The organism is Streptomyces iakyrus (assembly GCF_000717055.1).
Taxonomy (GTDB): domain Bacteria; phylum Actinomycetota; class Actinomycetes; order Streptomycetales; family Streptomycetaceae; genus Streptomyces; species Streptomyces iakyrus.
On sequence record NZ_JNXI01000027.1, the window covers coordinates 140,397 to 152,662 of the forward strand.

At 71.4% G+C, this 12,266-nt stretch carries 10 protein-coding genes; 4 read left to right on the plus strand and 6 right to left on the minus strand.

Annotation, left to right across the window (positions count from 1 at the left end; translation table 11 throughout):
* Positions 1-57 precede the first annotated feature (57 nt).
* Positions 58-723, plus strand: coding sequence for a bifunctional DNA primase/polymerase (locus OO68_RS34275; RefSeq protein WP_033313166.1), 666 nt, complete (start codon positions 58-60; stop codon positions 721-723).
* A 120-nt stretch (positions 724-843) separates the two neighbouring features.
* Here OO68_RS34275 and ftsY read toward each other — a convergent pair whose 3' ends face one another.
* Entirely contained in the window at positions 844-2,043 is a 1,200-nt protein-coding gene (gene ftsY, locus OO68_RS34280) for a signal recognition particle-docking protein FtsY (protein ID WP_033313168.1), read from the minus strand.
* Between the two features lie 151 nt (positions 2,044-2,194).
* On the opposite strand from ftsY, the gene OO68_RS34285 reads away from it, so the two are divergent.
* The gene (locus OO68_RS34285) at positions 2,195-3,166 is read left to right on the plus strand and encodes an LLM class flavin-dependent oxidoreductase (protein ID WP_033313170.1); all 972 of its coding nucleotides are present in this window, start codon (positions 2,195-2,197) and stop codon (positions 3,164-3,166) included.
* 126 nt (positions 3,167-3,292) lie between these two features.
* Here OO68_RS34285 and OO68_RS34290 read toward each other — a convergent pair whose 3' ends face one another.
* The 4 genes from OO68_RS34290 to OO68_RS34305 form a co-directional block, all read right to left on the minus strand.
* Positions 3,293-4,711, minus strand: a complete 1,419-nt coding sequence (locus OO68_RS34290) for a sugar porter family MFS transporter (protein WP_033313172.1) — start codon at positions 4,709-4,711, stop codon at positions 3,293-3,295.
* 222 nt (positions 4,712-4,933) lie between these two features.
* Positions 4,934-8,512 (minus strand): chromosome segregation protein SMC, encoded by a 3,579-nt coding sequence (gene smc / locus OO68_RS34295; protein ID WP_033313174.1) that lies wholly within the window; start codon positions 8,510-8,512, stop codon positions 4,934-4,936.
* A 220-nt stretch (positions 8,513-8,732) separates the two neighbouring features.
* Entirely contained in the window at positions 8,733-8,936 is a 204-nt protein-coding gene (locus OO68_RS34300) for a hypothetical protein (protein WP_030852030.1), read from the minus strand.
* 378 nt (positions 8,937-9,314) lie between these two features.
* Positions 9,315-9,596: an acylphosphatase gene (locus OO68_RS34305; protein WP_031138144.1), complete on the minus strand. Its 282-nt coding sequence runs from the start codon at positions 9,594-9,596 to the stop codon at positions 9,315-9,317.
* A gap of 161 nt (positions 9,597-9,757) precedes the next feature.
* On the opposite strand from OO68_RS34305, the gene OO68_RS34310 reads away from it, so the two are divergent.
* Positions 9,758-10,909, plus strand: coding sequence for a CAP domain-containing protein (locus tag OO68_RS34310; protein ID WP_033313175.1), 1,152 nt, complete (start codon positions 9,758-9,760; stop codon positions 10,907-10,909).
* An 84-nt stretch (positions 10,910-10,993) separates the two neighbouring features.
* Positions 10,994-11,392, plus strand: coding sequence for a winged helix-turn-helix transcriptional regulator (locus OO68_RS34315; RefSeq protein ID WP_033313176.1), 399 nt, complete (start codon positions 10,994-10,996; stop codon positions 11,390-11,392).
* Here OO68_RS34315 and mutM read toward each other — a convergent pair.
* A complete protein-coding gene (gene mutM, locus OO68_RS34320) occupies positions 11,382-12,242 on the minus strand; it encodes a bifunctional DNA-formamidopyrimidine glycosylase/DNA-(apurinic or apyrimidinic site) lyase (RefSeq protein WP_033313177.1) in 861 nt (286 codons plus the stop codon). The genes OO68_RS34315 and mutM overlap by 11 nt on opposite strands.
* Between the last annotated feature and the right edge of the window lie 24 nt (positions 12,243-12,266).

Below are 12,266 nucleotides of genomic sequence, written 5' to 3' on the forward strand. Positions count from 1 at the left end.
AGTCACGCATCGCGATCGCAGCGTAACCACCGGTGCGGCGGACCCGTTGGAGGGGGCATGGGCTTCACGATCGGCATCAGCCGGGGCATGCGCGACATCCGGTCCGGCGCACGCCGCCGCGGCCGCACGTCGGACGGTACGGCCGTGGCCGAGTACACCGGCCTGTGGGGCTGGGACGTGGTGCCGGGCGCCCGGGCCTCGGCGGGCGCCTGCTCCTGCGGCCGCGGCGACTGCCCGGAGCCGGGCGCGCACCCGCTGGACTTCGCGCCGGTGCTCGCCGCCGGGGCGACGCTGGACGACGTGACCGACATCTGGGGCGAGTTCCCCGGCGCCTCGGTGATGCTCCCGGTCGGCCGGGCGTTCGACGTCATCGAGGTGGCCGAGCCCGCCGGCTGCCGTGCGCTGGCCCGGCTGGAGCGCATGGGCCTGCCCGTCGGCCCGGTCGCGGCCACCCCGGACGGCCGCGCCCACTTCTTCGTCGCCCCCGGCGCCGCCGCCGACCTGCCCGGCCTGCTCTACCGCATGGGCTGGGACGACCCGGACTCCCTCGACCTGCGCGGCCTCGGCCCCGGCGCGCACATCACGGCCCCGCCCTCCGACCGCGGCGGCCTCGGCCCGGTCCGCTGGCTGCGCTCCCCCGCCCTGGACTCGGCCTCCCGGCCGCCGGAGGCCCGTCTGGTGCTGGGCACGCTGGCCTACGTGGCGCACCGGTCCCGGGCTTAGCGACCCCTTAGGCGCGGCAAGGACACAGAGCGAAGCGCCCGGCCCCGACTGCACCTCGGGGGCGGGCGCTTCTCGCGCAGGTACGGTTCTTCGCAGGTCGTGCCGCGGCTGGTGCCCAGCTCACTCCCCGATAAGGGCGTCAACGAACGCCTCCGGCTCGAACGGAGCCAGGTCGTCCGCGCCCTCACCGAGTCCGACGAGCTTGACCGGCACGCCCAGCTCGCGCTGGACCGCGACCACGATGCCGCCCTTGGCCGTGCCATCCAGCTTGGTCAGCACGATGCCGGTGATGTCGACGACCTCGGAGAAGACCCGCGCCTGGACCAGGCCGTTCTGGCCGGTGGTGGCGTCCAGGACGAGCAGCACCTCGTCGACCGGGGCCTGCTTCTCCACGACCCGCTTGACCTTGCCGAGCTCGTCCATGAGACCGGTCTTGGTGTGCAGACGGCCGGCGGTGTCGATGAGCACGACGTTCGCACCCATCTCCTTGCCCTCCTTGACCGCGTCGAACGCGACGGAGGCGGGGTCGCCGCCCTCCGGTCCGCGCACGGTGTGGGCGCCGACCCGCTCGCCCCAGGTCTGGAGCTGGTCGGCGGCGGCGGCCCGGAAGGTGTCGGCGGCGCCGAGGACCACGCTCTGGCCGTCGGCGACCAGGACGCGGGCGAGCTTGCCGGTGGTGGTGGTCTTGCCGGTGCCGTTGACGCCGACGACCATGACGATGCCCGGCTTGCGGTCCTCCGGCTCGGTCTTGACCGCGCGGTCCAGGTCGCGGCCGACCAGGGTGACGAGCTCTTCGCGCAGCAGGGTGCGCAGCTCCTCGGGGGTGCGGGTGCCGAGCACCTTCACACGCTCGCGCAGCCGCTCGACCAGTTCCTGGGTGGGCTGCACGCCGACGTCGGCCGTGAGCAGCGTGTCCTCGATCTCCTCCCAGGTGTCCTCGTCGAGGTGCTCACGCGACAGCAGGGTGAGCAGCCCCTTGCCGAGGGCGTTCTGCGAGCGGGAGAGCCGGGTCCGCAACCGGACCAGACGGCCGGCGGTGGGTTCCGGGATCTCGATCCCGGGAGCTTCGGCGGGCGGCTCCTCGACTACGACCGGAGCCGAGCCGTCCGGGAGATCCACCTCCTCTATCGTGCGCCGCGGTTCCTCCCGCGGCGTCTCGGCCTCGTCGCCGACGTGCGGCTCGGCCGGTGGGGCGGTGATGTCGGGCGCTGCGGGCGGGGGCGGGGGCAGCTGCTTCTTGCGCCGGCTGCCGACGATGAGCCCGCCGAGCGCGCCGAGCACGACCACGGCGATGACTACAGCAAGGATGACGATGTCCATAACGGGTCCAGTATCAGTCATGGGCCCCCGGGGCACCCTGCTCGCACCGCCCCGCGGCGCCGCGGGGCGCGGGATCTCCACACCCCTGGCTGTCTGACGCATCGTCAGCTAACGTCCCCCCGACACCCGCCCGGTGGAGGGAGACGCCGCCATGCCCGTCACGGTCACACGCTTCAACCTCGTCGCTCCCGGGGCCTCTCCCGCCGAGCTCGCCGCCCGGTACCGGGCGGCCCTGGAGATGGCCGCGTACGCCGACGACCGGGGCGTCACCACGGTCCAGACGGAGGAGCACCACGGGGCCGAGAACAACTGGCTGCCGTCTCCGTTCGCCTTCGCCGGGGCGGTCTTCGGCGCCACCCGGCGGATCGCGGTCACGGTCTCGGCGATCATCGGCCCGCTGCACGACCCGCTGCGGCTGGCCGAGGAGATCGCCGTGCTGGACCTGCTGAGCGGCGGCCGGCTGGTGACGGTCGCCGGGATCGGGTACCGGCCGGAGGAGTACGACCTGTTCGGCGTGGACTTCGCCCGGCGCGGACGACTCCAGGACGAACTGCTGGAGACCCTGCTCCAGGCGTGGACCGGCGAACCCTTCTCCTACCGGGGCCGCACGGTCCGTGTCACCCCGCGCCCGTACACCGACCCGCACCCGCTGCTCCTGGTCGGCGGCTCCTCCGAGGCCGCCGCCCGCCGGGCCGCCCGGCTCGGCCTGCCCTTCTTTCCCAGCGCGCACCTGCCGGAGCTGGAGGCGTACTACAAGGAGCGGCTCGCCGAGTACGGCACCGAGGGCTGGGTCATGATGCCCGCGGCCGAGACGCCCCTGCTGCACGTTGCCGAGGACCCCGACCGGGCCTGGGCGCAGTACGGGCGGCACTTCCTGCACGAGGCGCGGACGTACGCCTCCTGGCAGTCGGGCGGAGTGCGCTCGGCGGTGAAATCGGGCGCGACGACGGTCGAGGACCTGCGCGCGGAGGGCGTGTACCGGATCCTCACCCCGGACGCGTGCGTGGCGCTCGGGCTGGACTCCTACGTCCTGCATCCGCTGGCGGGCGGGATGCCGGTGGAGGAGGGGTGGCGGAGTCTGCAGTTGTTCTGCGAGCGGGTGCTGCCGGGGCTTGCGGGCTGACCCCCCGCGCGATGAACGACAGACCGCCGTCCCGGCTCGGGCAGTGGCCGAACCGGGGCGGCGGCGGGTTACGGGGAGAGGGGCAGCGGGGACTTTGGCCCCTTCTCCCCGAGTCGCGGGACGGGCCTAGCCCATCTCTTCCAGGGCCTTGCCCTTCGTCTCCTTGACGAACTTCAGGACGAACGGGATCGAGAGCGCGGCGAACGCGGTGTAGATCACGTACGTGACGGAGAGGTTCCAGTCGGCCAGGGACGGGAAGCTCGCGGTGATGGCCCAGTTGGCGATCCACTGCGCGGCGGCGGCCACGCCCAGCGCGGCGGCGCGGATCCGGTTGGGGAACATCTCGCCGAGCATGACCCAGACGACCACACCCCAGGACAGGGCGAAGAAGAGGACGAAGATGTGCGCGGCGATCAGGGCGATCCAGCCCTGCGCGGCCGGCAGCTTGCCGTCGACCAGGTGGTACGAGAACGCCCAGGCCTCCAGGGCGAGGCCGACGACCATGCCGACCGAGCCGATGATCGCGAGCGGCCTGCGTCCGATGCGGTCGACGAAGATCATCGCGATGACGGTGCCGAGGATGTTGATGATCGACGTGGTGAAGGAGTAGAAGAACGAGTCCGTCGGGTCCACGCCGACCGACTGCCACAGCGTCGAGGAGTAGTAGAACGCGACGTTGATGCCGACGAACTGCTGGAAGACCGACAGGCCGATGCCGATCCAGACGATCGGCTTGAAGAAGAAGCTGCCGCCGAGAAGGTCCTTGAAGCTCGACTTGTGCTCGCTCTTCATGGCGCCCTCGATCTCGGCGACACGGGCGTCCAGGTCGACGTCCTTGCCCTCGACCTCGGTGAGGATCTCCCGGGCGCGCTCGTGCTTGCCGACGGAGATGAGGAAGCGCGGCGACTCGGGGATGGCGAAGGAGAGCAGCCCGTAGAGGATGGCCGGGACGACCATGACGCCGAGCATGACCTGCCAGGCCTCCAGGCCCATCAGCTTGCCGCGCTGGTCACCGTCGGCGGCGTTCAGCAGGCCCCAGTTGACCAGCTGCGACACGGCGATGCCGATGACGATCGCGGCCTGCTGGAAGGAGCCGAGCCGGCCGCGGTAGGCGGGCGGGGCGACCTCGGCGATGTAGGCCGGGCCGATCACGGAGGCCATGCCGATGGCGAAGCCGCCGACCACACGCCAGAAGGCGAGGTCCCACAGGGCGAAGGGGAGCGCGGAGCCGACGGCGCTGACGGTGAAGAGGACCGCGGCGATCTGCATGCACCGGATGCGGCCGATGCGGTCGGCTATGCGCCCGGCGGTGGCCGCGCCGACGGCACAGCCGATGAGGGCGATGGCGATGACCTGGGCGAGGGCCGCGGAGCCGACGTCGTAGCGGTCACGGATGGCTTCGACGGCGCCGTTGATCACGGAACTGTCGTAGCCGAAGAGGAAACCGCCCATCGCGGCCGCCGCCGCGATGAAGACAACGTGCCCGAGATGATCGGGGTGAGCCGTCCTGGCTCCTGACTTGGGTGCCTGCGCTGTGCTGGTCACGTGTACTCCTCGGGCCACCGGCAACGCTGCCGGAGGGGGTCTGCCCTTCGAGGTCCACCTGAAGGTACCTGAAGGTAAAAGGAACGTTGCCGAGACTATGCCTTCAAGTTTCGAAGTCAATAGATCAGAAGCTGTGAATCTGAGGCAGGAGTGTGGGGGCTATGTGTTCAAGTATTGAAGTCAGAGGGAAGCGCAGGTGAGACCGATGTAGAGCACACACATCTAGCGGAGGCGCTGGCTGATGACCTTCGACACACCGTCGCCCTGCATGGAGACGCCGTAGAGCGCGTCGGCGACCTCCATCGTGCGCTTCTGGTGGGTGATCACGATCAGCTGGGAGGCTTCCTGGAGCTCCTGCATGATCCGGATGAGCCGCTGGAGGTTGGTGTCGTCGAGCGCGGCCTCGACCTCGTCCATGACGTAGAAGGGGCTGGGCCGTGCCTTGAAGATCGACACGAGCAGCGCGACCGCGGTCAGTGACCGCTCCCCGCCCGAGAGCAGCGACAGCCGCTTGACCTTCTTGCCCGGCGGACGCGCCTCGACGTCCACACCCGTGGTGAGCATGTTGTCGGGGTCGGTCAGGATCAGCCGTCCCTCACCGCCCGGGAACAGACGGGAGAACACGCCCTCGAACTCCCGGGCCGTGTCCCGGTAGGCCTCGGTGAAGACCTGCTCGACGCGCTCGTCGACCTCCTTCACCACCTGCAGGAGGTCCGCCCGCGTCTTCTTCAGGTCTTCCAGCTGCTCACTGAGGAACTGGTGGCGTTCCTCCAGCGCCGCGAACTCCTCCAGGGCGAGCGGGTTCACCTTGCCGAGCTGCTGGTAGGCACGCTCGGCCGACTTCAGGCGCTTCTCCTGCTCGGCCCGGAGATACGGCCTCGGCCGGTTGCGCGGGTGCTCCGGGTCCTCCGGCAGCTCCTCGCCCTCGGCGGGGGGCGAGGGCGGCACGAGCTGGTGCGGTCCGTACTCCGCCACCAGTCCGGCCGGTTCGACACCCAGCTCCTCCAGCGCCTTGGTCTCCAACTGCTCGATGCGCAGCCGCTTCTCGGCGCCGAGTACCTCGCCACGGTGGACCGAATCCGTCAACTTGTCGAGTTCCGCCTTGAGATCGCGCCCCTCGGTGCGGGCGCGGGCGAGTTCCTGCTCGCGGAGGGCCTTGGCGGTCTCGGCGGCGGTGCGCTCCTGATCGGCACGGGCCAGGGAGACCTCGACGTGCGCGAGCAGCTGCCTCGCCCCCGCGCCGACGGCCTCGGCGACGGCCGCCTCGTGCCGGAGCCGGGCCCGTCGCTGCTCGGCACGCGCGCGTGCCTCGCGTTCCGCGCGGGCGGCCCGGTCCAGCGAGTCGGCCCGCCCGGCCAGGCCCTTGACGCGTTCTTCGTGCGTACGGGCCTGAAGCCGGGCTTCCATCTCGGTCTGGCGTGCGTTGGCGCCGTCGGCGGCGAGCCGGTCCCGGACGGAGGTGTCGGGCTCCTCCTCGATCGGCATCTCCTCGGCGACGGCGAGCCGCTCGGCGAGTTCCTCGACCTCCTGGAGCGCGTGGTCGAGGGCGTCCTGGGCACGGGCCGCGGCGGCGGTGGCACGTTCCGCCTCGCCGGTGGCACCGCGCGCCTGGCCCGCGAGCCGCCCGAGCTGCTGGGCGACGGCCGACTTCTCCCGGTCGGCCGCCCGGCGCCGCTCCCCCAGCTCCTCGACCAGCGCGGCGGCGTCCCGTCGCCGGTCGACGGCCGCGTGCTGGGCCTCGGTGAGCTCCTGGCAGCGGACGGCGAGCTCATCCAGCTCGGCCGCCGCCTCGTCGACGGAGGCCTGCACTTCGAGGAGGCTGGGGGCGCCGGCGGAGCCGCCGTGGGCGAAGTGAGAGCCGAGGAGGTCACCTTCGGCGGTCACCGCGGTGAGCTCGGGGTGGGTGTAGACGAGGTCTTCGGCGTCCTCGAGGGTGCCGACGACGACGATGCCGTGGAGCAGCCGGCGAACGGCCGGCATCAGGTCGGAGGGGCCGCGTACCAATTCGGCGGCGTGGGTGTGTCGTGCGTCTGCGGATGCGTCGTGGCTGGTCGCGCAGTTCCCCGCGCCCCTGAGGGCGTCATCTCCTGCCAGGAGCAAAGTGGCCCGGCCTCCGTCCTGTTTGCGGAGGAGTCTGATCGCGTCCGCAGCGGAGGCCGGGGTCGTGACGGCGATCGCGTCGGCTGCCGCTCCGAAAGCCGCGGCGATGGCGACCTCGTGGCCCGGGGTCACCGTCAGCAGCTCCGCCGCCGGGCCCAGCAGGCCGGAGAGGCGGTCCTTGGCCGCGAGCAGTATTCCGGTGCCGTCCTTGCGGCGCAGGCCGAGGGCGAGGGCCTCGTGGCGGGCCTGCGTCGCGGCGCGCTTGCGTTCAGCCGCCGTGGCCGCCTCGCGGGCCGCCGTGAGGGCGGCCTCGGCCTCGGCGAGCTGCTGCTTGGCCGCCTCATGCTGCTCGGCGAGCTCCACGTCGCCGGCGTCGAGGCCGTCGACCTCGGCCTTGAGCGCCTCGTACTCCTCCTGCGCGGCGACGGCACGTTCCTGCGCCTCGTCGCGGGCCGCGGCCAGGCGTTCGATCTCTGCCTGGGCGGAGGCGGCCCGGGAGCGGGCGGCGTTGACCTGGCCGCTGAGCCGGGCCAGCCCCTCACGCCGGTCGGCGATGGCCCGGGCGGCGTCCTTCAGGCGCCGTTCCTCCTGGGTGAGCGCGCGTTCCAGTTCGGCGCGGTGGGCGACCGTGTCCTCCAGGGCCCGTTCGGCCGCCTCCAGGGCCGCCTCCAGCTCGGCCTCCTGCTCGCGGATGCGGGCGGCCTCGCGCTCCATGTCCTCTGGGTCGCGGCCGCGCCGCTCCTCGGGAGGCGCGGAGGTGGCGCTCTTCACGCGGGCGTCGGCCAGCGAGATCGTGCCCCGTACGCGTTCGGCGAGCTGGGAGAGCTCGTACCAGGTCTGCTGGGCGCGCTGGAGCCGCGGGGTGAGCTGCCGTACCTCGTCCTCCAGGAGGGCCTCGCGCTGGAGCGCCTTGCGCAGTTCCTGTTCGGCGGACTCCTTGCGCTCCTTCAGCGCGGCCTCGTCGGCGACCTCGGCCTTGAGGGCCTCCCGGAGCCGTACGAGGTCGTCGGCAAGGAGGCGCAGGCGGGCGTCGCGCAGGTCGGCCTGGATGACGGCGGCCCTGCGGGCGACGGCGGCCTGGCGGCCGAGGGGCTTGAGCTGCCGTCTGAGCTCGTCGGTGAGGTCCTGTACCCGCGCGAGGTTGGCCTGCATCGCGTCCAGCTTGCGCAGCGCCTTCTCCTTGCGCTTGCGGTGCTTGAGGACGCCGGCGGCCTCCTCGATGAAGGCGCGTCGGCCCATGGGATCGGCGTGCAGTACGGAGTCGAGCTGGCCCTGCCCGACGATCACGTGCATCTCGCGGCCGATGCCGGAGTCGGAGAGGAGTTCCTGGATGTCCAGGAGGCGGCAGGTGTCGCCGTTGATCTGGTACTCGCTGCCGCCGTTGCGGAACATGATCCGCGTGATGGTGACCTCGGCGTACTCGATGGGCAGGGCCCCGTCGGAGTTGTCGATGGTCAGGGACACCTCGGCGCGGCCCAGCGGGGGGCGGCCGGTGGTGCCGGCGAAGATGACGTCCTCCATCTTGCCGCCGCGCAGCGACTTGGCACCCTGCTCGCCCATGACCCAGCTGAGCGCGTCGACGACGTTGGACTTGCCCGAGCCGTTCGGTCCGACGACGCACGTGATACCCGGCTCGAACCGGAGGGTGGTCGCGGAGGCGAACGACTTGAACCCGCGAAGGGTCAGGGCCTTGAGGTGCACGCCGCCGGACTCTACCGCCCGGGTCGGTCTCACTCCATGAACCCACGGTTTCGCCGCTGAACGCGCAGGGCACATCAGACGTTAAAGACGGTGAAGGATGCGGGGGCAAGCAAGGCAAGAAAGAAGGGACGCCGACGGGGCGTCCCTTGCACTTCAGACAACTAGGCGGTTGTGACGGGCGGCCCAACCACTGCTGTGCTGTTGTGGAGCGGTGCAGTGATCAGGTGAGCGCAGGCTCCGCCTGGTGTGCGTCAACGCTCTCCATGATCCTGTCGTGAGAAGCGGCAGCCGTCAGCGCTTCGTTCTCCGCCTGGATTCGTCCGAGCTCGGATTCCAGGTCCTGGACGCGCTGCTGGAGCCGTCGCATCTCGGCGAGGAGTCGAGGGTCGGAGCCGCCGACGTAACCGAGAAGCGCCTTTGCCATGATGGATGGTCCTCCACAATGCGTGACCGACCGCTGCGGTGTGGGTCGTGAGGGATTCGCACCCGCAGTCTTGGCAGGGCCTGGAGTTGTGCTGCCGTTCAGCCATGCCAAACAGCTAAGGTGCGCGGGGCTTTCAGCGTCTCACCAAAAAGTTTGACGGTCAACACGATCACGCCCCGTATTGGGGGCAGCCCGGGCACGCGCGGCCTGGAACGGCCGTACTACGGCTTCTGCGGGGCCCTCGGGGCGTGGCGATCATCTTTGCGGGTGGAGCGTGCCGAGGCAAGCGGTTCTCGGCAATCACCAGCGCGTTTCCGACCGGGGCGGTCGACCGCGAGCCGTCGCCGGGCGGCCCCCGGGGCCGCTCGGCGGGTGCGCTCAGCGGATGGCGAAGCCGTCGTAGCCGCCGCGCGGTGTGTCCCAGATCTCGGTGACGCCGTCCACGCGGCCGGGCGTGTCGTCACTCTGGAGCCACTCCAGGAGCCCCTCGCACCCCTCGCGCCCGCCCTCGGCGACCACCTGAACCCGCCCGTCGCCCAAATTGAGAGCAAAGCCACTCAGGCCGCCGATCTCCAGCGCCTTGGCCCGCGTGAACCAGCGGAAACCCACACCTTGGACGCGTCCACGCACCCAGGCGACCAATCGCACATCCTCACTCATGCCTGCAACCTAACCGCCCAATCTCCCTCCGGGCACTTCCTCCACTTGCGCCATGCGGTACCGTCCCCCCTCAACGAATCTCATATGAAACTCACACGATCGAGTGAGTTTGGTGTTGATCTCGAGGACGAGTCGACCGCCAGGACGAGGAAGGCCAGGACATGGGACGCCACCGACGCTCCGACGCCGGCCGCGCCGCCACGGGCCGCGCCACGGGACCCACCCACGCCGACGGCTTCGCGGAGGGTCACGATCTGCTGTACCCCATCGCGGACGACGCCCCGACGATGGGCATCGCGCCCTATCTGAACCCGGAGGCGTACGCCGGCAGCTACGCGAAGAGCGAGGCCTACCTGTTCGGGGCGGAGGGGTCCGCCGCGGGTGACCGCTACGACGACACGGCCGTCTTCGCCAGCGACGGCTTCGCGAGCGACGGCTTCACGCCCGACCTGGGCGCCCGCCGCTCGGGTTCGCACCGCCGCCGCAAGAAGGCCGCCCGGCCGATGCGCACCGGCCTGCTCGGCGTCTCCGCCGCCGTCGCCCTCGGTACGGTCGCGGTCGCCACCGGCGCCGTGCCCGGCCTCGACGACTACAAGCTCGGCGGAGGCGGCGGGGCCGACAAGGTCCAGGCCGGCAACACCCCGACGAACACCCCGGTCGAGCAGGGCGGCACCTCCGGCAGTGCCGACAGCCGGGACGACACGTCCACCAGCCGGGACGCCGAGCGCTCCGGCTCCCCGTCGCCCTCCGCCTCGAAGTCCTCCGCCGCACCGACGAAGACGCCGGAGAAGACGGAGAAGCCGGAGAAGACGCAGGAGAAGACCCCGGAGCCGAAGAAGCCGGCGGCCACTCCGAGCGAGAAGCCGGACACCACGCCCTCCCGTACGGCCACCAAGGCCCCGAGGGCTCCCGGCGCCTCCGCCGCCCTGGCCGGCGAGTCCGCCGCAGCGGCCCAGGTGCTCAGCCTCGTGAACGAGGAGCGGGCGAAGGTGGGCTGCAGTCCGGTCGCCGCCAACAGCGCCCTGACCGGTCTGGCCCAGAGCTACAGCGAGGACATGGCCGCGCGGGGCTTCTTCGACCACACCGACCCGGACGGCCGCACGCCGTGGGACCGGGCCGAGAAGGCCGGGATATCCAACCTCGGCGGCGAGAACATCGCCCGCGGCCAGGCCGACGCCGCGGCCGTGATGGACGCCTGGATGAACAGCCCCGGCCACCGCGCAAACATCCTGAACTGCGACTTCAAGACGCTGGGCGTCGGTGTCGAGTTCGGCTCGGGCGGCCCCTGGTGGACCCAGAACTTCGGCTACTGAGGCGACCTGAAGCACCCCAGAAGGCGCTAACCCTTGGTTAGTGCCTTCTGTCGGTTAGCGCTGTGCTGGCGTAGGCTGGGGCATATGACCACCACCCAGGAGCTCGCGGAAGGGCTCGACGACCTCCCGTACAACGTGTTCGCCAAGGCCTGCCCGTCGCGCGGCACGCTGGAGCACGTCACGGGCCGCTGGGGCGGCCTCGCGCTCGGTGCCCTGTACGAGGGCTCGCTGCGCTTCAACGAGCTGCGCCGCCGCGTCGACGGGGTCAGCGAGAAGATGCTGTCCCAGACGCTGCACGCCCTGGAGCGCGACGGCCTGGTCCACCGCGAGGCCCAGCCGACCAATCCGCCCCGGGTGGACTACGAACTGACGCCCCTGGGGCGCGACGTGGCGCAGCGGCTGCTCGCCCTGATCCACTTCGTCGAAGGCAGCATGGACGAGGTCCTGGCAGCGCGCGAGCGGTACGACTCCGCTAGGGCGTGATCCGCGGCGGCCGCTGGCACTTCGGGCAGTAGTAGCTCGACCGGTTCATCCAGGGCCGGCGCCGCATGGGCGTGCCGCAGCGCCGGCAGGGCAGGCCCTCACGGCCGTACGCGTCGAGCGACCGGTCGAAGTAGCCCGACTCCCCGTTGACGTTGACGTAGAGGCTGTCGAAGCTGGTGCCTCCCACCGCGAGGGCCGCGTTCATCACGTCCCGGACGTGCCCGAGGAGCATCAGGGTGCGCGGGCGGGTGAAGGTGGCGGTGGGGCGCTCGTAGTGGATGCGGGCGCGCCACAGGGCCTCGTCCGCGTAGATGTTGCCGACGCCGCTGATCAGCGACTGGTCGAGCAGGGCCCGCTTGATCGTGGACCGCTTGCGGCGCAGCGCCTGGTGGAATGCCTCGTCGTCGAAGAGCGGGTCCAGCGGGTCGCGGGCGATGTGCGCGATGACGTCGGGCAGGCCGTCGGGGGTGTTCTCGTGCAGCGACAGGCCGCCGAAGGTGCGCTGGTCGACGAAGCGGAGTTCGGTGTCCAGGGCGTCGGTGAAGCGGACGCGGATGCGCAGGTGCTTCTCGTCCGGGGCCGTGTGCGGCTGGACCAGGAGCTGGCCGCTCATGCCGAGGTGGGCCAGGATCGACTGGTCCGTGTCCTCCAGGGGCAGCCACAGGTACTTGCCGCGGCGGCTGGGGACGCCGATGCGGTGGCCCTTCAGGCGGTGGGCGAAGTCGTCGGCGCCCGCGAGGTGGCGGCGCACGGCACGCGGGTGCCGCACCTCGGTCTCGGCGACGGTCCGGTGGGCGACCCACCGCTCGAGACCGCGCCGGACGACCTCGACCTCGGGCAACTCGGGCATGGGGTCCCCCGTCACAAGAACGTG

Excerpts from the sequence above, each read along its gene's own strand:
- ftsY (WP_033313168.1), bottom strand. The coding sequence starts at position 2,043 with ATGGACATCGTCATCCTTGCTGTAGTCATCGCCGTGGTCGTGCTCGGC.
- OO68_RS34305 (WP_031138144.1), bottom strand. The coding sequence starts at position 9,596 with ATGAGTGAGGATGTGCGATTGGTCGCCTGGGTGCGTGGACGCGTCCAA.
- mutM (WP_033313177.1), bottom strand. The coding sequence starts at position 12,242 with ATGCCCGAGTTGCCCGAGGTCGAGGTCGTCCGGCGCGGTCTCGAGCGG.
- OO68_RS34310 (WP_033313175.1), top strand. The coding sequence starts at position 9,758 with ATGGGACGCCACCGACGCTCCGACGCCGGCCGCGCCGCCACGGGCCGC.
- OO68_RS34285 (WP_033313170.1), top strand. The coding sequence starts at position 2,195 with ATGCCCGTCACGGTCACACGCTTCAACCTCGTCGCTCCCGGGGCCTCT.
- OO68_RS34275 (WP_033313166.1), top strand. The coding sequence starts at position 58 with ATGGGCTTCACGATCGGCATCAGCCGGGGCATGCGCGACATCCGGTCC.
- OO68_RS34300 (WP_030852030.1), bottom strand. The coding sequence starts at position 8,936 with ATGGCAAAGGCGCTTCTCGGTTACGTCGGCGGCTCCGACCCTCGACTC.
- OO68_RS34315 (WP_033313176.1), top strand. The coding sequence starts at position 10,994 with ATGACCACCACCCAGGAGCTCGCGGAAGGGCTCGACGACCTCCCGTAC.